Source organism: Vibrio sp. T20 (genome assembly GCF_007858795.1).
In the GTDB taxonomy this organism is placed as follows: Bacteria; Pseudomonadota; Gammaproteobacteria; order Enterobacterales; family Vibrionaceae; genus Vibrio; species Vibrio satsumensis.
In genome coordinates, this window is sequence record NZ_VFEB01000243.1 from 1 (window position 1) to 23275 (window position 23275).

A 23275-nucleotide genomic window follows, 5' to 3' on the forward strand; every position below is an offset into this window, starting at 1 on the left:
GCTCTGAACGTTCAAACGGTTCGAGATTTGTAGGCCTGCAGCGTCATCTTTTGCGCTGTTGATTTTAGAACCTGAAGCTAGACGCTCCATTGATGTTTGTTGTGCGCTGTTTGCGTTGTTTAGGTAACGTTGCGCTGTCATCGCTGATACGTTTGTATTTACATTCACTGCCATGGTGACTTCTCCAATTGATTTTCCGGTATAGCGGTTTCCGACGTCTCGGAAAACCAAGTAGTTATCTCTAAGTTACTTTTAATAACGGCGTGATTGGCGAAACCTTTAGGAAAAAAACAACAAAATTAAAGAAATAGCGATAATGGAGAAGAAAGCGTGACTGGCAGTAAAATTATCAAAAAAAGATGAGAAAAACGCTAAAGTTGCCGAGAAGTCGGTCGAGCGATAATTTGTATTTTAATTAACCAAACGGACTGATTAAGCTGACATGTCTTTATAAGATTTGAGGTGATTTATTAGCCTAATAAGGTTAAGGCAAGGTTCGGCGCCTGCTTTGCTTGAGCTAGTATTGTGGTGCTTACTTGCTGCAAAATTTGTTGCTTAAGCATTTGAGTGGTTTCTTTGGCGTAATCGGTATCTTTGATTCTGCTGTTTGATGTCGCTAAGTTCTCATGAACATTTTCGAGATTATTAATCGCATGATCGAAGCGGTTTTGCATTGCGCCTAATTCAGAACGATGACTATCCACATACTTCATGGCTGTATCTAAAATAGAAACAGCACGTTGCGCACCACCCACATCGGTCACATTGATGTCATCGACAGATTCGTAATAACCCGCCGACATCGAAAACTCACTGGCTAACGAACCTGAGAAAGAGATCGTACCTGCGGTATCTTCACCAGACATATAAATCTGAAGTTGTCCGTCATCATTGACGGAAGCCGACACCAGATCCGTTTGACCATTGATGTAAGTCGCCAACTCTTCAATATCATCGCCCGCTTTCGCATTAATGGTGATCTCTTGAGGCTGACCAAAACGATCGGTAAACGACATCGTCATATCATTCTGGTTGGATTTTACTTCCCACGAGTCATTTGCCATGCCATTCGCGACATAACTAAAACCGCCCATATTGATGTCATCGGTGCGCATGCTTTTCAGGCCGATTTGCACCGCTTCACCAGAACTGCCACCAATCTGAAATGATGTACTACCAAAGCTACCGTTAAGGAGCTTTTTACCACCAAAAGAAGTGGTCTCTGCGATACGATTTAGCTCATCGTTTAAAGCGGTGATCTCTTCTTGAATCGCCGTTCTTTCCGACTGGCTATTTGAACCGTTGCTAGCTTGCAGTGACAAGTCGCGCATGCGTTGCATGATGTTGGTAGTTTCATTCATCGCGCTTTCTGCGGTCTGCATAATGGAGATACCATCATTCGCATTTCGAACTGCGACATCAATACCGCTCATCTGCGCTTCAAGTCGATTCGAGATTTGTAGGCCTGCAGCGTCATCTTTAGCGCTGTTAATACGACTCCCTGAAGCCAAGCGCTCCAAAGATTGGTTCAGCATGTTGTTGGCATTAGAGAGGTTTCTCTGAGCCACCAGCGCTGAGACATTTGTATTAACAGTTATAGCCATAGACCTTCACTTACAAAAAGATGAACAAAACTCACGATTGCTCTTATATCGACCAATTCATATAAAGCTTTAATAAAAAAGGAGCCCTGAGGCTCCCTTTGTTTATTCTTTTTGAGACGACTTACTTAATCGTTAATGCGCTCAACATCTCAGTTGAAGGAGCAAAGTAGTAAGCGCCAGTAACGGCTTTAGTAAAGCGAAGCAGTTGGTCTGTTTTGCCATCGGTTACGCCGTACATGCTCTCTAACATCGCATCAAAGTTATGACGAACGTTACAGTAAGCAATGAACAGTAAGCCGTGATCGCCTGTTGCTGTGCCGTAAGGCAGGCTGTGACGAACAATTTTAAGACCCTTGCCTTCTTCTTTGATATCCACACGACCAACGTGAGACGCCGCTGGAACATCATCTAGCTCGATAGAGTCTGGCTTAGTTCGACCAACCACTTTCTCTTGTGCCGATACGTTTAATCGGTTCCAAGCAGGTAGGTTATGCACAAAGCGTTGCACCATCACGTAGCTACCACCTGCGAATTCACCTTCAGGCACAATCGCCACTTCAGCGCGCTGTGCATCTTTCGGGTTTTCAGTGCCATCAACGAAATCAGTCATGTCACGTGAGTCTAGGAAGCGGTAACCGTAAGTTTCATCAACCACTTCCACGTCCGCGGCTACTTCAGATAGCAATTTACGTAGGATGAAGAAGTGCAGATCATGTCGGTTTGAATGACAGTGAATCAAAACATCAGACAGTGTGCTCGGTGCTGTAACATCACCTTCACCAAGCGCAGGGAAATCAATTAGATCAGAGGGAGCAGTTTGCTCGAACTTATCCCAAAAAGCTTTTGAGAACGCAACCGACGCCGTTAGGTTCGCATCAGGTTGAGTTTGGTTTAGCTCGTCGATTAGAGTCGGAAGCTTTTGAATTTCTGCTAGTACATTAGCAGTATTAGCGTTCACTTTAAGTTGAACGTAAAGAGCGAAAGGCCCAGCTTCAGGCAAAATAGCACTTTGAACGTTAGGCTGCTCATTTGAAACATTAAGCATAGATTATTCCTTCCAGTTTTAGCTTCTAAGTATAATTGTGAATGGGACAAATGTTTTGATGAGAATCAGTCTTCGAGCTCAACCACTTTAAAGCAATCCCTTGCAGCATGGCTATTGGTTAGATAAAGCGCTAACCAAAGCAGCAGCAATAGGGTAATGCCGTTTGACCAACGGAACCATCCGTTATCCAAATAGATTAAATAAATCGTATGGGAGCCCTGTGCCAAGATAGCCATTATGGTAACCCAACGCCCCCATGACACGACTTTGTTAAGGCGCTTTCTATCTGGAGATCTTAGCCCAAATAACCACATCAGTAGCAAACTAGGAACACTCAACGCAATTCCAACATAAAACATCTGATGGTCTGGATAGATTATCTCAAGAATATCGGTTCCCGATTCTCGGCTTGCGCCTGCAACAATGAAAACGACCAAGGCTTTCGCAAGAAACAACCAACCTAACCAGAGCAAGATTGGGGCTTTCAAAAAGCCGTGCTTGTCGTATTGTTCTATGGAGTACCGCACAAATCTCACTTTCACTTATTTTCAAACCAACACTTTAACGCAAATCATTCATACTTAACTAGCTTTGCGTTATCTTAGTAGCCAATCCGTTTTAATTATCGAACTCAGTATGAAAAAGAAAACTAATACGCCGTCTGTTGAATCTCAACAAGAAGCACTGAAGATAGCCAAAGCGACTCAAAAGCCAGCTCAAACCAAAGAACAAACTAAACTGATTGCTCAGGGTATCGAGAAAGGCATCGCACTGTATAAGAAACAGCAAAAAGAGCGCAGCCGCCAAGCCGATAAAGCGAAGAAGCGCGTACAGAAAGAGAAACAGACTCAACAAGCTAACCAAAACCAAGAAGACACGATCGAAACAAGTGTTGAAACACCATCAAACCACGCCACTAAACTGCCGTGGTTACTACTGATTGCAAGCTGGGTAGGCTTCGCGATTTATTTGATGCAATAGCAGGGTAAACGTATGAAAAAGGAATTAGTCGCTTTGGCTATGAGTGGCATGTTACTCGGGTGTACCACACCCACATCAACGCCTCATAGTAAAGCGGACAAGGTACAAATGGATTACCACGGTCTGATTAACATCGAGCAATGTGAATATAAAGGGGAAGTCACTGGCAGCGAAGGTCACTGGTACAGCTACTTGTTCTTCCCCAATGACACCCTGATTCAAGGTGCGATGAATGAGCTTAAGTCGAATGCCATTGAGCTAGGCGCAGACACCGTTATCTTTACCCTTCCCCAAGACTTCAGCACTTCCGTGACTATGCTCGGCACAGCCTACCTGTGTGAGTAAGCAAATAAAGCGGCATATCGGTATGCTTCGATTTTATGACGCCCAAAAGAAAGCCAGCTTTCGCTGGCTTATGCACTAAATCCAAGGCTTGTTGCTATATCGCCTTTACGCTGGATAACCCATTGACTGTCAAATGGCCCCCAGTCGGATAACTGGTAATAGCCATCATTATGACGTCGCCCATCTTGAACAAACATAAGTTCAATACCGATCCCCGGTAACGCCTTGAGTACATCTTGAATAGTACGACGAGGCCACCCCGTTTTTTCGATGAGTTTAGGCACATTTGGCCTATCAAGGCTTTCCACTAACAATGCTAAATATAGCCGCCTTGCAAAAACAGGACTCAACTCCATTGACACCTCCTATATATGTGCAGCTCAATTATTTCTTTTTTCGCTGACAACATGTTGAGGCTGATCAATAAGTCTCCAATAGTGACATTTTCTTACGCTTTTTTTTCACTCTATGAAATATTCATCACTCTATTTTGTCTGAGTTGCTGCTTCCTGATAGGATTCAACTCATAACAATGAAATAAAATCACTCAAAGGAAGAATAATGACTATCACTATGTTTGGTATCCCAAATTGCGACACCATCAAAAAAGCAAAGAAATGGCTCGAAGCTGAAGGTATCGAGTTCGAATTTCACGATTATCGCAAACAAGGCATCACTGAAGAGCTAGTAACAAGCTTCTGTTCAGAGCTTGGTTGGGAGCTTGTGCTAAACAAACGTGGTACGACTTATCGCCAACTTTCTCAAGAGCAAAAAGACACATTAACGGAAGAAAAAGTCGTCGCTCTGCTTGTTGAACAACCAGCAATGATTAAGCGCCCTATCTTGAAAGTCGATGGCAAGCTTCATATTGGTTTCAAAGCAGACCAATACGCTGCTATTTTTGCGTAATCAGCAATTTGCGTAATAAGAAATATTAGAACAGATAACAAAGCGTTGAACGTCCCCAGTTCAACGCCTGAAATTAATGACTAGACGTTTTATTTAAACAAGGAATTCAAGGATGACAGATAGCCCAACTTTGGCTCTGGCAAAAGACCTCATTAGCCGTCAATCGGTAACCCCTGAAGACGCGGGCTGCCAAGAGCTGATGATTAATCGCTTAAAAGCACTCGGTTTTGAAATCGAAGTAATGGTATTTGAAGATACGACGAACTTCTGGGCTCGCCGTGGTACTGAAGCCCCTCTATTTGCTTTTGCAGGCCACACTGACGTGGTTCCAGCTGGTCCAATCGAACAATGGAACACCAAGCCATTTGAGCCAACGATTGTTGATGGCTACTTACATGGTCGCGGCGCGGCAGATATGAAGGGCTCTCTGGCATCAATGATTGTGGCTGTAGAACAGTTCATTGCCAAACACCCAGATCACACTGGTTCAATCGGTTTCCTTATCACCTCTGATGAAGAAGGTCCTTTCATCAACGGTACGGTACGTGTTGTTGAAACGTTGATGGCGCGCGGTGAGAACATCGACATGTGTATTGTCGGTGAACCATCAAGCACTGAGTTTGTAGGTGATGTAGTGAAGAACGGTCGTCGTGGCTCTATCACAGGCGACCTAACGATTAAGGGTACACAAGGTCATGTTGCCTACCCTCACCTTGCGAATAACCCAGTACACAGCTCTCTGCTTGCAATCAACGAGTTGGCAACGACTGAGTGGGATAAAGGTAATGATTACTTCCCACCAACCAGTTTCCAAATCCCAAATGTAAGCGCGGGCACAGGGGCTTCAAACGTTATCCCCGGTGAGTTCAATGTTCAGTTTAACCTGCGTTTTAGTACCGAGTTAAGCAACGACATCATCGTTGAGCGCATCACAACAACACTCGACAAGTATGATTTCGAATACGACCTAAAATGGACATTCAATGGCGACCCGTTCTTAACAGACGCAGGTTCGTTGCTTGATGCTATTGTTGATGCAGTGGGTCACGTCAATGATGTGAAACCAGCATTGCTAACGACTGGCGGTACGTCTGATGGTCGCTTTATTGCACGTATGGGCGGACAAGTGGTTGAACTAGGCCCTGTGAATGCAACGATTCACAAGGTCAACGAATGCGTGAAAGTAGCTGATTTAGAAAAGCTAACTGACATGTACGAAAGAACATTAGTGAACCTGTTCGCTAAATAGTCTTTCATCAGCGATTCATAGCATCCAATTATTGAGAGACTCGTTATGACACCAGAGCAGCTTACCGGACAATCAGATTCTCATCTAGAACCTAGCCTGATCGGTACCAAGACCTTCTTGGTTCACAGTGAGGTTAAGAATGACCTGAATAATTTGATTGAAGCTGCTCAGCTCGCTGGTTTTAAAATGGAGATTGCCAGTGGCTTTCGCGACTATGAAAGGCAATCTCTGATTTGGAACCGTAAGTTTTCTGGCGAAGCTCCGATATTAGATTCAGAAAGCCAACCTCTTGATGCTTCAACACTGACTGAACATCGAAAATTATCGGCTATCCTGAGATGGTCTGCGCTTCCCGGTGCGAGCCGTCACCACTGGGGTTGTGACTTCGATGTCTTTGCTCGTAACCACTTACCTGAAGGCACACAGCTGCAATTAGAGCCATGGGAATACCTTACTGGCCACCAGCAAGCATTTTACCAATGGTTGTCTGTTCATGCTTCACAGTTTGGGTTCTTTTTTCCTTATAGCGAAGACCTTGGTGGTGTGGCGATCGAACCATGGCATATCAGCCATCGTAAAGTATCGGAGTCGTGTTTATCACAGTTATCTCCGACTTTACTTGGCAAGCAACTCCAATCTAAGCCAATATTAGGGTATGAGATTATTATGGAGCAGCTAGACGAGATCTACGCACGCTTCGTAGCGAACATCAGCCATTAGGAGCGCTTATGTTAGAGTGGCTTACAAACCCTTGGGTTATCATCATCATCGTAGTTAGCGTTGTGGTGGGTAACATCGCAGCTCTCAAACAGACCGCAAATATGGATCTGACGGGTCGTGGTAAAACAGAGCGAGACTTAGATAAGCTCAATCGCTTGGATAAACAGAATCAAGAGAAAGCTGAAAAAGAAGAATCCAAAGACAGTAAAGACGCATAGCTTTTTTCTTTGGCTAATCCGCTTGATTGACCAATAGTCTGATAACAACGAATACAAAAAAAGAGGACACAATGTGTCCTCTTTTTTATTGGCCTTAGCTAGTCACAGAGCTGATTGAACCCAGCTCTGTGACTGCTTAAGTGCTACTACTCAGCTTTCGCTTCTTTGTCATTTTTGGTCTGGTCAGCAATATGCGCTAGTACCGGAACCATTGACTTAAGCAGCTCTTCTTCTACTGGCTTACCTGATGCATCCGTTACGTTAATCGACGTACGGTTACCAAGATCACCAAATAGGAAGTTGTAAGTGCCTGGCGCTAAATCGATAGGCTGTAGGCCAATTTCTTCCCAGAACTCATCATCTGGTGCTGCGTACTTCGCCTTCACCGTACCCTGAGATTGATTGCGTTCTTCAAGCTCAAAGCCCATAGCTGGCAACAAGCTTGGCAGACGCTGCCAGAATACATTGTATGGTGTACGAGCAATAATCACAGGGAAACCACTACGGTCAGCACCCATTGAGATAGGAATACGCTTCACTAACTCCTGCGCTTTCAGCGCTGCTTCCGCACGAAGATTTTCATCGTACTTAGCCATAACTAGGTTAGTCAGGAACGCGTTGTAACGCTCTTTATTGGTTGCCGTTACCGGTTTCTCTTCAGTGCCTTCACGCCAATCAATCAGGTTAATCTTGAAGCCGTAACGGTTGTTCGCTTGGAAACGAGACATAGAGTAGCGGCTGCCAATCTCTACGTCTTCATCTTCAGAAACCCAAGTTACCCAATCAGTCTCAATCTCATTCTCTGATTGCTCACGAATACCAATGCCACGCTGAGCCAGCATATCTACAGCCGTTTGCCACACTCTGTCAGCCTCTTCAGCACGAAGAAGCCATAGTGTCACTTCACCATTTTGACGCTCAGCACGAGCACCAGGAATCAATTCAAGAACCTGTTGCGGTGGACGAATATCCACTTCACGGCCAATACCACCGCTGAACTCACCGCTTGGGATGTCAAAGTTTGGGTAGAACTGAGGCTGAGCATCTTCAGGCAATTGCCATTGTGAAAACTCAGGTGTTTCTAAGTATTCGAAATCATCTTTGGCTTGACGACGTTGAGTCGGGCTGCCAGAACATGCTGTAAGAACGAAAACAGCCAGTGACCCAATCACTAGCTGGTGAGAATACTTCATTTATACTCCTAAATGCCGAAGGTTCGCTTCGGCATCACTTCATACGTTTTTAGTAAATACACGCTTCAGTCATTGCTTGAGCAACAACAGGTTGAGCTGGTTCTGACAGTTCAGTCAGAGGCAGACGTAAGCCACCTTCAGCAATCAGACCCATTTTATGAACCGCCCATTTTACGGGAATAGGGTTAGACTCAACGAACAAATTCTTATGTAGAGGCATCAAGCGCTCATTGATCGCTTCTGCTTCTTCAAACTTACCTTCTTTCGCAAGTTTGAACATAGTAGCCATATCCGCCGCTGCAACGTTATTCGTTACAGAAATCACGCCATCACCACCACGCTTAACAAATTCTAGACCTGTTAAGTCATCACCACTTAGTAAGATAAAATCTTCGCCACAAAGTTCACGGTGAATTGCAATTCTGTCGAGATCACCCGTCGCATCTTTAAGTGCAACGATGTTTTCGATTTCAGAAAGGCGAGCAACAGTCTCTGGTAATAGGTCTACGGCAGTACGACCCGGTACATTATATAGGATTTGAGGAACGTCACTTACTTCAGCAATCGCTTTGTAGTGTTGGTACAAACCTTCTTGAGTCGGTTTGTTGTAGTAAGGCGTTACACTAAGGCAACCCGCAATACCAGAACCGTTCAATAAACGACTGAATAGCACTGACTCGTGCGTAGCATTAGCGCCTGTACCTGCGATAACTGGGATACGACCATCAGCAAATTCAACGATCTTATTGACGACTTTGACATGCTCTTCAATAGTGAGTGTTGAAGACTCACCTGTTGTGCCAACCGCAACCAGACCATCACTACCTGCAGCAACATGGTGCTCAACTAACTTTTTAAGGCTGTCGAAATCCACTTCACCATCTGTATTAAATGGCGTAACTAGCGCAACGATACTTCCTGAAAACATGTCTATCTCCCTTAATTTATTCTTTTTGCATGTTACTGTAAGCCAATCAATAAACACAAGACATTAAAGTGGCTTACCGGCAACATCTGCAGTAAATATTGTCGTATGTTTGAGGTAAAACGACTTCTAACGGTGGTTCTACCTAGAATTTTGGTAACCTGCGCTCAATCTAGCGGATAGCACATCATTGGATGTCAGCAACAAGTAAGCTGTACTCTCACCACTCTATCTCATTTTTAACACTCTCAATATTCTTATCATTGGTTACATGTTAGAAGCAAGAAGCCTCATAAAAAGCCCCGTACGCACGCTTATTCCACGAGCTAACTGTGCTAACATGCATGAATCAATGGAATATAAAGAGACGTGATTTTATGACTCAACATCTAGTAATCACAGCTGTGGGCACTGATCGCCCAGGTGTATGCAACCAAGTGGTTCATTTAGTCACCCAATCAGGCTGTAACATTATTGATAGCCGTATCGCTCTATTTGGCGAAGAATTTACGCTTATCATGCTGCTGTCTGGAAAGGCAAATAACATTACCCGCGTTGAAACCACCCTGCCCTTGCTTGGCCAAGAGCACGACTTGATTACGATTATGAAGCGAACCTCACCTCATGATGTTATTGAGAACTCTTACACAGTAGAGGTGTTCGTTGAGTCAGACGATAAAATCGGCCTTACTGAGCAGTTTACCCAGTTCTTCGCAGACCGAAATATCGGCCTCAATTCGTTAAGTGCACGAACCATCAATAAGTCTAAGGTTCAACTCGACAACGACCAATTCCATATCTCTATTACCGCTTCTGTACAATCAGAATGTAATTTGATGCAGCTACAAGAAGAATTCAACTCGCTGTGTCAGAGCCTATCAGTCCAAGGCTCGCTCAACTTTATTAAAAACAGTCTTTAAAAAGGAAATGTCATGAATACGCTAACGGCTGGTGTTCCAGCACCTGCTTTTTCGCTTCCAGATCAAGATGGCAATATCGTATCTCTTGGTGACTTCAAAGGTAAAAAAGTACTTTTCTACTTCTACCCAAAAGCAATGACTCCAGGTTGTATTGTGCAAGCAGAAGGCCTGCGTGATATCAAAGCACAGCTTGATGACCTCAATGTGGTTGTTCTGGGTGTCAGCATCGACCCAGTGAAACGCCTACCAAACTTCGTTGCGAAGAAATCTCTAAACTTCACACTGCTATCTGACGAAGACCACAGTGTTGCTGAGCAGTTCGGTGTTTGGGGCGAGAAGAAATTCACCCTTAGAAATTTCTCATGACGGAAAACCTTGATGTTTTTTTATGACAAATCTATCTTTGATATGTGGGTAACATATCGAGGAAAGTTTTGTGATAGAAACGCATGAAGAAAAATGTTCCGATGTTTATGATGACTACCGACTGCTTTCTGTCGAGGTCGATACATTAGCAAAGCTGACAATTTCAGAGAGTACCGATACTGAATCTGGAGAGGTGACGTACTCTCCCTGCCTTTCTCCTTCCAATCTGAAATCTCGTCTAAAGAAAACCGATATCATCATTACCCCTGGTGGGACGGTTGTTTATCCGCAATCCCTATATCTAGTGTCTAAATTGCGTGGTGAAGCAGCAGTCAAAGATACAGGATCAATTGCTAAAGGCTTATTGGCTTATACTCGTTACTTAGATTCAACTCACCACTACCAAACTGATCAATATGGTGTGGAGATTCCACGTGAATACCTAACATATAAATCCCTCTCAAAGTATGAAGAAGAAGGGGCTCCTTGGCGATTTTCTGAGTTTCTGCTTGCAAACTGCAATAATATTGAAGGTGCTAATGGCGATGAAGCTTTTAGTTTATCTACCACTAGAAGTTATATGAGTGCCGTGATTGGATTCTATAAATGGATGCAAAAATACGGCTACATCAAAAATGACGATCATAATGTTGTTACCCACTACACAACTGGAACAGTGCATCAAGAGTTAGACCAACACGATATGTTGGCTCACACAAAACCCAGCTCTAAATGTACTTATGAAACATCCAATATCATGAAGATGTTTCCTAAAAAAGAAAACACACCCGCCCATAAAAAGCTCAAGCCCATGCCCTCTGAGCACAAGACTTTATTTAATGAACATGTCAATTCGCTCCCAAGGTCGACTGAATTAATCTTCCGACTATGTGTTGAGGCTGGGCTAAGAATTGATGAAGCAATTCACTTCCCCGCTCACAATATAGGAAAGGCTGACTACAGTGATTTAGATGCAGTACCAATCAAAATTACTCGCACAAAATTCAGTAAGCCTCGCACCGTAGAAGTTCCCATAGAGCTGTACGAAGAGCTAGAGATATACAAAGAAAGTAACGCACGACTTACGAACCTAAGCAAACGCAATGAACTTGTTCAGGCAGGTGAGATTTTAGATGCCGTAGATTACCTATTTATTTCAAATAAAGGGACGCCATATTCCGGTAATACTTTAGAAACGCACTTTTCAAACCTTCGAAAACAGATACGCAAACTCGACTCTTCTTGGTATTACCGTATTCATGATTTACGTTCTACCTTTTCAACTCATTGGCTTTGGCAGGAATCACAAGAGCGTACTGTTAGCTATGACTTCCTTATGGATGAATTGGCTAATTTAATGGGACACGCAAGCACGTCAACCACTGAAAAATACATTAAATTCATGAATAAATTGGACGACCAAATCAACATGGCAAAAGCGAAAAACCGCAAAATAAACGGAGGTTGGGCATAATGGCGAAAAGTAAAATTGCAAGACAGTCCAAATCCGTTAAGCGTGTACGCAACAGTCAAAATGTTATTCCTTTGAATTTTGAGATTCCCTATAAAGGCTCTAAATCAACAAAGGTAGAGCAGTTCGATGTATCTCACCTATTGTATTTTGGGACTAACAAAGATAACGAAAAAATAGGCAGCCGAACCGAATTTATCAGAAATTTTTGCAAAAAAACTCAGCAATATGTCAGCAATGGCAAGTCAGCACGAACCGTCACAACATGCTACGAGAACTTCCGCGCCTACCTCGTTTTTTGTGATGCGCTGAATGTTGACCCATTCACCGAAAGTGGTTATTTGAAATATGCTGGCAACGATGGTGAGTTAAGGCATCGTATCAAGATGCTTAACCCTTCAAAACGCCTATGGGAATACACTCATGGGGATGAGTTAGGCATTAAAGAATCGAGTGTTGTAGGACTACTTTCATCCCTTCGCACTGCGCTTGAATGGTGCGGCTTACCTGTTTCCGATTGGGCTAGGAATCACCGAGCGTTTGGAAGAGAACAAACGCCGTTCAAAGGGTACTCAGATGAGGAAGAAAAGCTTCTGGTCACACGATTAGAGGCATTATTTTTCACTCTTGCGCCACAGCTCATTGCCGCTAAAGAAAACAATACCCCTCTACCAGAAACCATGCCTTTTATCATAAGCCTTGGCTTGCATGAGGAAACAATCCAAATCCCGACATCATTGGAAGCACGAGCTGGGATACCAAACAAAAGGGGCATTGCTGTAAATGCTGGCGCGGCCTTTAACCTTACGATGGGTGCCGCCTATCACTTAATGTGCTTTTTTACCTCACTGAACGACAGCAACATTCGACAAACCGCCCACCCAATTGACGTTAAAACAGGAGAGCGAGATAAGAGTCTGCAAGTAGTCAAGATTTCAAGCTATAAGCCTCGCTCCAGTAGTGGTGTCGATGCTCTGTTGGTGGGTGAGCCGTTTGACGTTGATAAACGCGATGGCGTGAAGTTCATAAAGTTATTAGAGCGCTTGTCCAAGCTCTACGGCAGTGGTGAAGATGGTTCTGAGTTAATTTTTACCCTTAATAATCACGATGTAGCCGATGATCATTTTAATTTGGGAGAACTAAATAAACATCTCGTTAGCCAACTGCACCTGCTATCGCCCTATCGGGCTGGTAGCCTACCTTGGTTTAAAGAGCTGTTTTACGCCTACCGAAATCACCAAGCCATCACGTTAAAGAAGGTCGTGAATAATTTAGGTCGCACGGTTGCTTATAAAGAAATACAAACGCTCTCCAAAGCCAAAGCAACACAAGGGGCGACCAACAGTGCCTACTGCATTTTATCTTGTTACACAGACCTGCCGCTTAAAGGAATTTCACTTCCGCTCACCTACTCCGAAAGTGATAGCGATGGCAATGTTATCGTTTCTTTTTACTATAGAAATGGTGAAATGGGATGCTTCAAAGCCCCTGCTTCTGATTTAACACTTATAAAAGATATAGAGCTATATGCAAAAGAAAAAGCAGACAAACAGCCTAAAAAATACGAACGGCTGCTTTTAGCTAGAACTAAATCTGATGTTCCTTCTGGTTGGGAAGGCATTAGCCCTATTTCAGCAAGCCTCATTAAGAAATGGTCTGTTGAATCCAACCATTACTATCTCTCTCTTTCATCAAGTCGCTGGCGAGAAATGAACAGCAATCAAACCTTTGCCGAAGGAGGCATTCAAGCCGTTCAAAGCTTGCTCCAAAACAAGCGAGAAACAATAGAGAGAAGTTACATAAACGGGCTTCCATCACTTAATAAAGTCATTCTATCTCAAGGTGTCGAAGTCATCGAAAATCTCTTTGACAATAATTTAGAGCAAGCAAAAGACACTGTGGCTAAAAGGCGCGGTATTCCGATGCTGACATACGAGGAAGGTGAGAAAAAGCGTAAAACTAACCCCAACGGAATAGCTTGCGATGGGAAACAAGTCATGATTGATGGTAAGAATACACAGCGTGAAACGAACTATGCGCTAGGCGTAAACTTACCTTGCGCCGAGTTTGATATGTGCCACAAGTGCCAATCTGCCAAAGCGGTAGATGAAGTTGATGCTATATATAAGCTTATTTCATACATCGATGTTTTTAAGGAAGGGCTTGATATGTTCCCTGATTCAAAAGGGGATGCTCTAGAAAAAATCGAAGCATTTGAGTGTACGCTGGATGGGGCAAGTGATGATGTATTCGATGAAGCCATGAAAAAATTCAATACCCAAGGTCGCCATCCAAGAGTGTCCATCGACCATGCAATTCTATCTATGTAGTTACGGAAGCTCACATGATAAAACTCTCTGACCTAGAACACCAAAACAAGCTTCTTAAAGCACAACAAAACGTTGGCGCTCATACAAATTACTTAATAGATGTCTTAAAGCCAGCGATTGAGCGCGGCGATTGGGATGAACTCGAAGCTCTTGATATAGGCTTTACGGTGACAGGTGAATCGCTAGGCAAAATTGCCGATGATGAGGCATGGAGAAACTTGCAGTATCATATTGACCCGCAAGCAAACACACCCCGAACCCTAGAGTTTACCAACGATGGTAGAGTGATTGAGCGCAACCTAAAAAATGAGCTTATAGTGCTCATCCTTAAAATGATGTGGCTTTCACCTCGTGACCATTCTTTTGATACTCTTTATTATGCGCTAACTGACCTTAAGAAAGTCATCAATCCACTTTTAAATGCAGGACTTAACACTCTATCAGTGCTTAACTTTGACCGACTCGAAACTTGGGTGTTAACAGGCTGTACCGATATCGACTTTGAAAGAGAGAAAATTTACAGCGGGTTAAATCGCCTTTATGTAGAAGCCAAAGGCTTGCCATTTGAGGTTAACCTTAATAAAAAACTTAACGCGTCAGATTTTGGCTTAACCCTTAAAGAATCTAAACAACATACCGTCATTCCACAAAGGCTCTACTATATGGGGCTTCAAAAGTCGGAAGAGGTGATTAATGAAGCTTACGCTCTTCGTCATGAACTAGGGCAACTGGCAGATTACATTACCACCTACACTGACAAAGCCTATGTAGGTTATGCTAAGTATCTGGTCAATGGTGACGCTAGAAAAGAAAACGGCAGTATCAACTGGTATTTAGGTAAGACGGGTAAAGAAAATAAGAAGCGCACCATTGCTTTTCAACAAGCCTTCACAGTAATTCACTCCCCAAATGAAGAAAAGACTCTGACTCTCATAAACCTTCATAAACCAGAGATAGTTAGCGCTCATTTAGATAAATTCCATTCAAAACGCAAACTAACGATTGGGCAATGGACAATCACCAATCTAACAGAGGCTCAAATACTTTTTAAAAAGCTCAACGGTGGCTGCCTATGGGGGTTAATGACTCGAACAGGAATGAGAGGCGATGAAATGTATAATCTGAACACCGCTCAGGGCTGCTCCGAAGATATCATTGACCGCCAGAGTATATACGTTATCCATGCCAACCTTTCAAAGACAGCAAAAGGCTCTCAATCAATACAAGATGAGTTTGTCACCACTGAGATTGGTATGAAAGCTTATGAAGTCCTTCAAGCGCTGCATACGCCACTTAGAAAGAGACACCCTAACTCACAATCCTTCTTCCATAAAACAAGAGGGGATTTCAGTAAATTAGGCATATCCTCAATACGGAAACACTCTACAACTTGGTTCAAAAACGCAATGGGTGAAAAGCTTGCGCTAACCAATGAAGATTTAATTGACCTAAAAGTATCTGATCCCAATTTATCGTTTGAAGTGGGTAAGAATTACGAGTTTACGCCACATCAACTTCGCCGCTCTTTTGCTTACTACTTAATTAGTTACGAGCTTTGTCATTTCCCACAACTCAAACAGCAATTTAGTCATGTGTCTATGGCAATGACACGGCATTACGCTAAAAATGCCAGTAAGTTTCAAAAAATCAGGCAAAAGAAAAAGACACTTGCGAACGAAATTGATGAAGAACGAATCGACCAAAAAGCCCGTGTCTATTTAAGTATCTATGAGAAATTGGCAAACAAGGAGAGAGTTGCAGGCGGCAAGGGCAAAGAGTTTGCTAAGAACATGATGAAAAAAAAACGCAACCTATTCAAGGATAGGATTGATAACGATATGTTGTCTCTCAACTATTGGAAAAAGCAAATTCGAACCCAAAGTCGCCATATTCATGCTGTTGCCCCTGGAGTGTATTGCACTTCAACTACCTGTAGTCTACGAACGCTAGTTAACCTAATGGAATGTGTAGACTGTAAGAATGACTATATCGTTGATGCTGTATTTGCCGAAGCTAAACGTAAAGAAGCGGAAATTCATATGCTTTATGATATTGAAAACAATGAACTCACTCCTCAAACCGCCTCTGAATCTTACATAAAAGTTCTAGCTGCTGAACGTATTATGGACGATTTAGGTCTCGACTATGAGCCTGTCGTTTTTCAAGATGAAGTTAAAAGTCTACTTATCCCATGCGGAGTTGTTTATTAATGTCACAGATAACTAAAAATAAGCTAATCAAAGCATTGGAAAGACTTTTGAATGGTGATGTATCGAAATTAACATCGAGAGAATTGCGCAGTAAAGCACGGAAGGGCAAGCTCAAAATCAACAACAGTAATGTCGAAAAAGAAGCGGGACTTTCCGCTGGTTCACTCAGAAGGCATGATGACGTTGTTCTGATAATAAAAAATAAGTCATTGGAAGTACAAGTTGCTCAAGATGAAGCAAGTGACTCCCCCATTGAAGTTCTTCAAAAAGAAATAAAGTTACTCAAAGGTGAAAGAGCTCTAGCGAATAAAAAGAAAAAAGAATATTACGACGAAGCAAAAAGCCACAAAGAAGCATTAGCTACCCAAGCAGCTAATCACATCAAAATGATTCAAGAACTAATGGAGATGCTTCCTGCTTCAGAGCGTGAGAAAGCCATGGATAAAGTCGTTAACACTAGGCCCGATAACATCGTTGAAGGCAACTTCAGAAGGTAACTAAACCTAGTTTAGAGTTACCACTAGACAACACCACCAAGCATAGATAAAACTACACACTGAAATAATAACAAAGCTCGATTCAGAGTAAATTAAAGAAAGTAAGGATAACCCATGGCTATCGAAGCAGGACAAATCGCTCCAGATTTCACATTAAACGACCAAGACAACAACCCAGTAACCCTCTCTGAGCTGAAAGGAAAAAAAGTACTACTCTATTTCTACCCACGCGCTTCAACGCCTGGCTGTACAGTCCAAGCTCAAGGGCTTCGTGATACTAAAGCTGAACTAGATGCTCATAACGTTGTTGTACTCGGTTTAAGCCCAGACACCCCCAAGAAACTGACTAATTTCATCAACAAACAAGAGCTCAACTTCACATTGCTAGCCGATGAAGAGCACGAAGTTTGTGAGAAGTACGGTGTTTGGCAACTTAAGAAATTCATGGGCCGTGAGAATATGGGCGTGGTTCGTACAAGTTTCCTTATCGATGAGTCTGGTAATCTTGAGCATGTATTTAATAAATTCAAAACCAAAGACCATCATGAAGTTGTTCTAGGTTACCTCAACAACAAATAGTATTTAAAAGACAAATAGAGCCAGTGCCCTTTCACTGGCTCTATTTGCTAGTCCTCTTTCGAGCTAGTATTTTCACATGACTCTTCAATAAGTCGCGCTGTCACCTCAAGAACCTTCTGCTTATCTGTTTCAGAGAGCTTATTTAGATTCACAGCTAACTCAGCAGAAACCTCATCTTCACAAAAGAAGTAACTCAAAGGTACACCAAGTTCATCTGCAATTGACTTTAACGTACTGATATCCGGTGTATGTTTTCCCTTTTCGTATTGATTCATTCTCGGGCTTGCGGAGCTTTCATCCATACCTATACGCACTCCCAAAGCTTTTTGGGAGAGTTTCGCTTTTTTGCGTGCTTCTTTAAGACGCTCAGGGATTGGGTTAGTAAATGACACTTATAGTTCATGTCTCTGATCTCAAGGTAACTAAGATTTTCTTAGTTTTACTGATTTCTGTATACTAAGCAATCCTTAGTTTTTGGTTGGTGTAATTTTGGAAATGAAACGGGCTCGAAGAATTAGTGCGGTCATGCACAAGTTATTGATAGAAAATGGGTTAGATGGATTCACCGTGCTAGAAGCGAGAGATTTGTGGCTATCCCTTGATAATGTGGAGTCCAATTCTGCTGAAGCTCGCAAAAAGGTGTACCGAGAAATCTTTCATTTTGAAAAGAAAAGTTGGTTGCGAAGTGAGGGCTCAGGTAGGAAAAAACGTTACTTTCAAGCGGAGCAATTTAAAGAGTTACACAACAATGTAACCACGAATAACCAATCTGATATAAAGCCTAAAGTACCCATTCAAAACTATTCCATTTTAAGCAATGAACGTAACGAATATAAGGGTGAATTGGAAATAATACTTGGAGAGATTGACGAGTATCAGTCGATCGTATCTCGATTTCCTGAACTAGAAAACAAACTAGCTCCTTTGCATCAAGAGACTAAAGAACGCGCCGCTTTATTGCTCGGTAAAGTGAACGTTTTAACAAAGGTTCTTAATACTCTCTATGAAGGAAATGAACCGTGTTAAGGGAGTGGCAAAGTGAATGCTCTGACAGGGCGTTGGAAAAATATCAATCCAACTGCTCCCATTTCTTTTGCCAAGCTACACCAGGGGCTGGTAAGACAGTGCTTGCCGCTAATATTGCGTCAAGGCTGTTACAAAGTGGCATGGTAGATCTTGTATTATGCTTCTCGCCGTCGTTGACGGTTTCTGATGGTATAAAAAGAACCTTTTCGTCGGTACTTAAGTGTACGTTTAATGGTGGCATGGGATCTGTAGGGCAATCTTTAACATACCAATCTATCCAATTCCTCAATGACGAATTTTGGCAAACATTGCGGAATCACAGGGTCTTTGTTGTCTTTGATGAAATACACCATTGCTCTGGCTCTGAGGTTGGAAATGCGAACATTTGGGGGCAGCAAGTTCTCACTAAGATTCAAGGCTTTGCTACTTTCACCCTCGCACTTTCAGGTACACCGTGGCGTTCAGACTCTTTACCCATTGTGATGGGTGAGTACAGCGACCCAGACGGACAGCTTATTGTCGATTACCAATACACACTTAAACAAGCTATAGCTGATGGTGTTTGTAGAACGCCCAAAATCGTCTTGGTTGATAATGAACACTTGTCTATTAGTAGTAGCGAAAAAGTCGAATCCTTTTCATCAATATTAGAGATGCTTAAGCAAACAAACACATCCTACCGAAGTGTGATTCACAACCAAGAGGCTATGGAGTATTTACTTGGTTTAGGGTGTGAGCGACTAGCAAAAGCACGCCTCGGCTCCCCCAATGCCGGTGGGTTAATTGTTGCAGCGTCGGTTCAACATGCGCAAACAATCAAAGAGATGCTTTCTAAAAATTTTGGCCAGACCGTTTCAATTGTCACCTATCGACATGAAGAACCGCTGGCAGAAATAGAACGTTATCGACAAAGCGACGCTCAATGGATTGTTAGTGTCGGTATGATCAGTGAAGGTACTGATATTCCGCGCCTTCAAGTATGTTGCCACATGAGTTCGGTCAAAACTGAACTGTATTTCAGGCAGGTACTCGGGCGAATACTTCGTGTGAATAATGCGATAAACCAACAAGCGTGGTTGTTCACTTTCGCAGAGCAAAGCCTGATTGAATTTGCAGAAAGGATTGAGCAGGATATCCCTAAGTCTTGTCTCTATGTAAATATGGGGGAACCTATCGAGACAGAGTTTTCTGAACGACGAAATGATTTAAGTGCCAAGCTGTCGCTTGAGCCCAAAAACAGCGATAGAACAGCAGTATCTTGGGGAAACAATACAGACAGTTCAAATAGTCTCTATCAAACACTAGATAACTTTGATGAGCTTCGGCTTGGAGCATTTAAACAGAGAGTGATTTCGGCTTTCTCTTCAATGTGAGCGGCAGGAACTTTAGCTCCCTATTAAGCTGCGACTAACTTAGGTAAGAGGTTCGCATAGCGGTGGTACATCAATTACTTGTGATTTACTCTATTATAGTAACCAAGAGAACCTAGTAGATCTAAAATTGAATAAAAACAAAGAAAGCACTTATCCTGAAGACCAGATAACTCCTGAAATTTTTGTGCTTAACGCATGGGATATGGATTTTAGAATATCTACCGCGGACTCGTCAGTTATCTCTCCTGATTTCATAAAAATGGCCACCGTACTAGCTGAAAAAAAGGGCATCAATGTTCACTATTTAGACTTTTCTGAGTACGATACTGCTGCAACAGCATTCTCCGCACAACAAAATTCTGGCTTTCTTGAAGCGATCGAAAATGGGGACCGAAAATCACTATTATGGTTTGTTAATTGCGACTCACTTGCACCTTTGGATGTTGATGTGACTTATTCCCTACGAACCGTATTAACGACGCGACAAGGAAGTAATACACAATCAGTCTTCATTGCAACTAAAGCTTCATTACTAACGATGTTCGCTAATCCAGAAGCGCCTTTTTACCAAAGTCACTTTATGTTAACGGGATACAGTAGCTAGTGCAGGAAGCAACCAGAATAAAGATGCCTTTCTTATAGTCTGTTCTGCCGAAACGCTGCCCATCACAAATTCTTGTAAACATATACATAAAAGGCAAGACCGAAAGTCTTGCCTTTATTCTACTTAAGCCGCATACCAACCGTCAGCCAACACCTCAGCCTGCTCAAGCACAAGCTTAATTGCTTCTTCTGCCGCATCTGGCGGGTATTTCCATCTACGTAATAACCGACGAACGAGGTTGCGCATGCGAGCACGAACACTATCTCTCTTTTGCCAATCAACAGTGGCAGACTTGCGCAGTTGATGAGTCAATTCAATAGCAAGCTTACGTAAGTTGTCGTCACCAAGTTCTCTAACCGAGGATTCGTTGTCGACCAATGCGCGATAGAAAGCTATTTCGTCGACAGAGAGGTTGAGCTTGTCTAGTAACTCTCCATCTTCTTGCATCTCTTTCGCCCACTGAATCAACTCTTCGATAACTTGAGCCGTTTCAATGCTGCGGTTATGATATTTTTGAAGCGTCGACATAATACGCTCAGAGAATTTCTTCTCCTGTACGACATCGTTCTTCATGCGAGATTTAACCTCATCACGAAGTAGCTTTTCTAACAGCTCTACTGCGAGGTTCTTCTCTTTCATGTTCTTTACATCTTCTAAGAACTCTTCAGACAGAAGCCCAATGTTTGGCTTATCCAGTCCAACCATAGAGAAAATATCATCAACGCCATCAGCTATAACTGCATTATTTAGAATTTGCTTTAACGCTGTATTGCGTTCTTCGTCGGTGCGCTTTTTGTCTACCGTTGAATGCTTGATGAAAGCCGTCTTAATCGCAGAGTAAAAAGCAATTTCGTTCTTATAACCTTGAGTTTCATCCATGGTATTACATAGAGAATACGCCTTAGTTAACGCTGCCATTACATCAAGAAAACGTCTCTTACCATTACTACACCACCATTGTTAACCGTTGGGTTACTGATATCGGGCTAGATAAAACGCAATACGGCACGCATTCACTGCGCAGAACCAAAGCTTCTTTGATCTACGCTAAAACTAAGAACTTACGAGCTATCCAGTTGCTTCTTGGTCATGCTAAGTTGGAAAGTACGATTGAATACCTTGGTGTCGAGATTGAAGATGCATTAAGGATTTCAGAGAGTTGTGAGACGTGATTAAGTGGCGTTCAAATCTACTAGCTGTAATATCACAGCATAAAAATCAATTGAGGCTGTTACTTCTATCTGAAATGATCTATTTGGATATCTCATCTTGAAAACGCTGCCAAAGAGGCTTCAATTGTTTTCTTATGCTCTTTGAGTTCATGATTTTGGCCGCTCGATATCCGTACGATAGAAAGTTTCTTTGACCACGCGCTGTATACAGTTTGTGAAGCTTTCTTTTGTATAGATATGTTTGCTCTGGCTCACCTTTGTCACGACGGATTCGATTCTCTTTTTCCATCGTTTTCTTAGCTAGTTTTACGCCACCTTTCATTTTTTCAGAATAACGAGCCAACGCAGTAGAGCGCAAAAAAATCGAGTGCCCATCAAACAAAAAACCTAAATACTGTAATGGTTTTTGTTTACCATGCTCGTCAAATGAACGCAACTTGCCATCGTGAATTCTAAAGTCTCTAATCTCTGTTTTATCACTATTAATTTTTACTTTTAGTGCGGTAACTTTACTATTTGCTAGTTTCTCTATCATATCTCGATGTTCGGAAGGGACAATAAACAGCATGTCATCACAATACCGAAAATACTTGCCATCAACAGAGTCAACATAGCTCTTCATTTGTGCGTCAAAATTGAGCATATATATATTAGAAAGTAATGCGCTGATCGGTGAGCCTTGGGGGATACCCATCATTCCATTCGGATTTTGCTCAATCAACCCAGAACCACGTACTTTCTGCCTAAACTCACTAGGTGAACAAACCCGATTGCGCCCGTTAGCTTTAGGGTTATATTGAGAAATATCAAATAGATCAAAAAGAGCACATTTATCGACCGTTGAAAATTTGGTCAATGAACGGAAAACATTATAGTGATCTTTTGGCAAGCTATCCTCACCGAGTAATTTCCTCCATTCTTCCTTTAAAATTTGGTGGTCTAATGTGTCGAAAAATTTAGAGAAATCCAAAGCTATAACAGAGCAATCTTCAAACTTACTTATGTGCTTAAACGCATCATCTGCGAAATGAATATTACTTTTTCCATCCAATTTACGGAAAGCTAATACTGACTCATGCAATCCTAATTTCTCGATTTGCTTTTCGTATAAGGTTGATAGTTGAGAAGCATAAAACGCATAGATATGGCTATCTACATGCGATGAATAGGCAACACCTCTTGGTTTCGGCTTACGGTATAGCTTTCCAGTAGAAGTATCTCGATCTAATTTCGTAAGCTGGAAACTATATGAGATGAAAGGAAAAAAGGCATGCCTTGCAACCGTTATTGGCTCGGATGCTATTCGTTCAGCCTTATGAACTGAAACAGGTATATCAAAATGAAGATAGTTTCGCTTGGTAAACCAAGGGTGCTCAGAAGTGTTTTTCATAAGGAGAGGGATTCTATTCTAGCAAAACCCAAAGGGAGTGGACATGCGGCCTTTCCGTATATCCCTTTGGGCTTTAACTAACTGGCCTAACCAATCATCTGGCCCCTAAAGGCACACGCCGCGATCTATTAGAAATGATATATAATGT

The 23275-nt window shown here is 42.4% G+C and carries 23 protein-coding genes and 4 pseudogenes; 17 read left to right on the forward strand and 10 right to left on the reverse strand.

The features are described 5' to 3' along the window. The 4 genes and pseudogenes from FTW16_RS22280 to FTW16_RS22295 form a co-directional block, all read right to left on the reverse strand. Positions 1-174, reverse strand: a pseudogene (locus FTW16_RS22280) (flagellin B); the annotation flags it as partial. 296 nt (positions 175-470) lie between these two features. Continuing rightward, positions 471-1604, reverse strand: a complete 1134-nt coding sequence (locus FTW16_RS22285) for a flagellin (RefSeq protein ID WP_146492469.1) — start codon at positions 1602-1604, stop codon at positions 471-473. Positions 1605-1725: 121 nt separating this feature from the next. Then, positions 1726-2649, reverse strand: a complete 924-nt coding sequence (locus tag FTW16_RS22290) for a Dyp-type peroxidase (protein WP_146492470.1) — start codon at positions 2647-2649, stop codon at positions 1726-1728. A gap of 65 nt (positions 2650-2714) precedes the next feature. Then, positions 2715-3176: a DUF2919 domain-containing protein gene (locus FTW16_RS22295; protein WP_146492471.1), complete on the reverse strand. Its 462-nt coding sequence runs from the start codon at positions 3174-3176 to the stop codon at positions 2715-2717. Positions 3177-3285: 109 nt separating this feature from the next. Here FTW16_RS22295 and FTW16_RS22300 point away from each other — a divergent pair, with 109 nt between their 5' ends. Further along, positions 3286-3630 (forward strand): DUF2956 domain-containing protein, encoded by a 345-nt coding sequence (locus FTW16_RS22300; protein ID WP_107898666.1) that lies wholly within the window; start codon positions 3286-3288, stop codon positions 3628-3630. A 12-nt stretch (positions 3631-3642) separates the two neighbouring features. Continuing rightward, the gene (locus FTW16_RS22305; protein ID WP_132935753.1) at positions 3643-3975 is read left to right on the forward strand and encodes a DUF4156 domain-containing protein; all 333 of its coding nucleotides are present in this window, start codon (positions 3643-3645) and stop codon (positions 3973-3975) included. 68 nt (positions 3976-4043) lie between these two features. Here FTW16_RS22305 and FTW16_RS22310 read toward each other — a convergent pair whose 3' ends face one another. Beyond that, a complete protein-coding gene (locus FTW16_RS22310; protein ID WP_004734273.1) occupies positions 4044-4331 on the reverse strand; it encodes a helix-turn-helix domain-containing protein in 288 nt (95 codons plus the stop codon). A 205-nt stretch (positions 4332-4536) separates the two neighbouring features. On the opposite strand from FTW16_RS22310, the gene FTW16_RS22315 reads away from it, so the two are divergent. The 4 genes from FTW16_RS22315 (at position 4537) to FTW16_RS22330 (ending at position 7071) form a co-directional block, all read left to right on the forward strand. Further along, positions 4537-4884 (forward strand): ArsC family reductase, encoded by a 348-nt coding sequence (locus tag FTW16_RS22315; protein WP_146492472.1) that lies wholly within the window; start codon positions 4537-4539, stop codon positions 4882-4884. Positions 4885-4996: 112 nt separating this feature from the next. Continuing rightward, positions 4997-6133 (forward strand): succinyl-diaminopimelate desuccinylase, encoded by a 1137-nt coding sequence (dapE, locus tag FTW16_RS22320; RefSeq protein WP_146492473.1) that lies wholly within the window; start codon positions 4997-4999, stop codon positions 6131-6133. A 45-nt stretch (positions 6134-6178) separates the two neighbouring features. Continuing rightward, on the forward strand, positions 6179-6853 hold the full coding sequence (locus tag FTW16_RS22325; RefSeq protein WP_146492474.1) for a M15 family metallopeptidase: 675 nt from the start codon (positions 6179-6181) through the stop codon (positions 6851-6853). Between the two features lie 8 nt (positions 6854-6861). After that, complete coding sequence (locus tag FTW16_RS22330) at positions 6862-7071, forward strand: DUF2897 family protein (RefSeq protein ID WP_146492475.1); 210 nt, start codon at positions 6862-6864, stop codon at positions 7069-7071. A 146-nt stretch (positions 7072-7217) separates the two neighbouring features. On the opposite strand, the gene bamC is transcribed toward FTW16_RS22330, so the two are convergent. After that, positions 7218-8264: an outer membrane protein assembly factor BamC gene (gene bamC, locus FTW16_RS22335; RefSeq protein WP_146492476.1), complete on the reverse strand. Its 1047-nt coding sequence runs from the start codon at positions 8262-8264 to the stop codon at positions 7218-7220. Positions 8265-8313: 49 nt separating this feature from the next. Next, a complete protein-coding gene (gene dapA / locus FTW16_RS22340) occupies positions 8314-9192 on the reverse strand; it encodes a 4-hydroxy-tetrahydrodipicolinate synthase (RefSeq protein ID WP_146492477.1) in 879 nt (292 codons plus the stop codon). A gap of 374 nt (positions 9193-9566) precedes the next feature. On the opposite strand from dapA, the gene FTW16_RS22345 reads away from it, so the two are divergent. The 7 genes and pseudogenes from FTW16_RS22345 (at position 9567) to bcp (FTW16_RS22375) (ending at position 17562) form a co-directional block, all read left to right on the forward strand. Beyond that, on the forward strand, positions 9567-10109 hold the full coding sequence (locus tag FTW16_RS22345) for a glycine cleavage system protein R (RefSeq protein ID WP_146492478.1): 543 nt from the start codon (positions 9567-9569) through the stop codon (positions 10107-10109). A 12-nt stretch (positions 10110-10121) separates the two neighbouring features. After that, positions 10122-10454, forward strand: a pseudogene (gene bcp / locus FTW16_RS22350) (thioredoxin-dependent thiol peroxidase); the annotation flags it as partial. A 91-nt stretch (positions 10455-10545) separates the two neighbouring features. Continuing rightward, a complete protein-coding gene (locus FTW16_RS22355) occupies positions 10546-11949 on the forward strand; it encodes a tyrosine-type recombinase/integrase (protein ID WP_146492479.1) in 1404 nt (467 codons plus the stop codon). Next, on the forward strand, positions 11949-14276 hold the full coding sequence (locus tag FTW16_RS22360; protein ID WP_146492480.1) for a hypothetical protein: 2328 nt from the start codon (positions 11949-11951) through the stop codon (positions 14274-14276). Before FTW16_RS22355 ends, FTW16_RS22360 begins: the two co-directional genes overlap by 1 nt. Positions 14277-14290: 14 nt before the next feature. Further along, positions 14291-16486 (forward strand): site-specific integrase, encoded by a 2196-nt coding sequence (locus FTW16_RS22365; protein ID WP_146492481.1) that lies wholly within the window; start codon positions 14291-14293, stop codon positions 16484-16486. Then, a complete protein-coding gene (locus FTW16_RS22370) occupies positions 16486-16983 on the forward strand; it encodes a bacterioferritin comigratory protein (RefSeq protein ID WP_146492482.1) in 498 nt (165 codons plus the stop codon). Before FTW16_RS22365 ends, FTW16_RS22370 begins: the two co-directional genes overlap by 1 nt. A gap of 114 nt (positions 16984-17097) precedes the next feature. Then, a complete protein-coding gene (gene bcp / locus FTW16_RS22375; RefSeq protein ID WP_146492483.1) occupies positions 17098-17562 on the forward strand; it encodes a thioredoxin-dependent thiol peroxidase in 465 nt (154 codons plus the stop codon). A gap of 47 nt (positions 17563-17609) precedes the next feature. Here the strand turns inward: bcp (FTW16_RS22375) and FTW16_RS22380 are convergent, their stop codons facing one another. After that, positions 17610-17954 (reverse strand): helix-turn-helix domain-containing protein, encoded by a 345-nt coding sequence (locus FTW16_RS22380; RefSeq protein WP_146492484.1) that lies wholly within the window; start codon positions 17952-17954, stop codon positions 17610-17612. 103 nt (positions 17955-18057) lie between these two features. Here FTW16_RS22380 and FTW16_RS22385 point away from each other — a divergent pair, with 103 nt between their 5' ends. From FTW16_RS22385 to FTW16_RS22395, 3 genes are all read left to right on the forward strand, one after another. Then, on the forward strand, positions 18058-18588 hold the full coding sequence (locus FTW16_RS22385) for a hypothetical protein (RefSeq protein ID WP_146492487.1): 531 nt from the start codon (positions 18058-18060) through the stop codon (positions 18586-18588). Continuing rightward, on the forward strand, positions 18582-19961 hold the full coding sequence (locus FTW16_RS22390) for a DEAD/DEAH box helicase (RefSeq protein ID WP_146492485.1): 1380 nt from the start codon (positions 18582-18584) through the stop codon (positions 19959-19961). The genes FTW16_RS22385 and FTW16_RS22390 overlap by 7 nt, the downstream gene beginning before the upstream one ends. A 127-nt stretch (positions 19962-20088) precedes the next feature. After that, a complete protein-coding gene (locus FTW16_RS22395) occupies positions 20089-20565 on the forward strand; it encodes a hypothetical protein (RefSeq protein ID WP_261383507.1) in 477 nt (158 codons plus the stop codon). A 123-nt stretch (positions 20566-20688) separates the two neighbouring features. On the opposite strand, the pseudogene FTW16_RS22400 reads toward FTW16_RS22395, so the two are convergent. Further along, positions 20689-21510: pseudogene (locus tag FTW16_RS22400) on the reverse strand (DUF3387 domain-containing protein); the annotation flags it as partial. On the opposite strand from FTW16_RS22400, the pseudogene FTW16_RS22405 reads away from it, so the two are divergent. Further along, positions 21498-21737: pseudogene (locus tag FTW16_RS22405) on the forward strand (tyrosine-type recombinase/integrase); the annotation flags it as partial. The pseudogenes FTW16_RS22400 and FTW16_RS22405 overlap by 13 nt on opposite strands. 79 nt (positions 21738-21816) lie before the next feature. On the opposite strand, the gene drt2 reads toward FTW16_RS22405, so the two are convergent. Continuing rightward, positions 21817-23127 (reverse strand): antiviral reverse transcriptase Drt2, encoded by a 1311-nt coding sequence (gene drt2 / locus FTW16_RS22410; RefSeq protein ID WP_146492486.1) that lies wholly within the window; start codon positions 23125-23127, stop codon positions 21817-21819. Positions 23128-23275 lie beyond the last annotated feature (148 nt).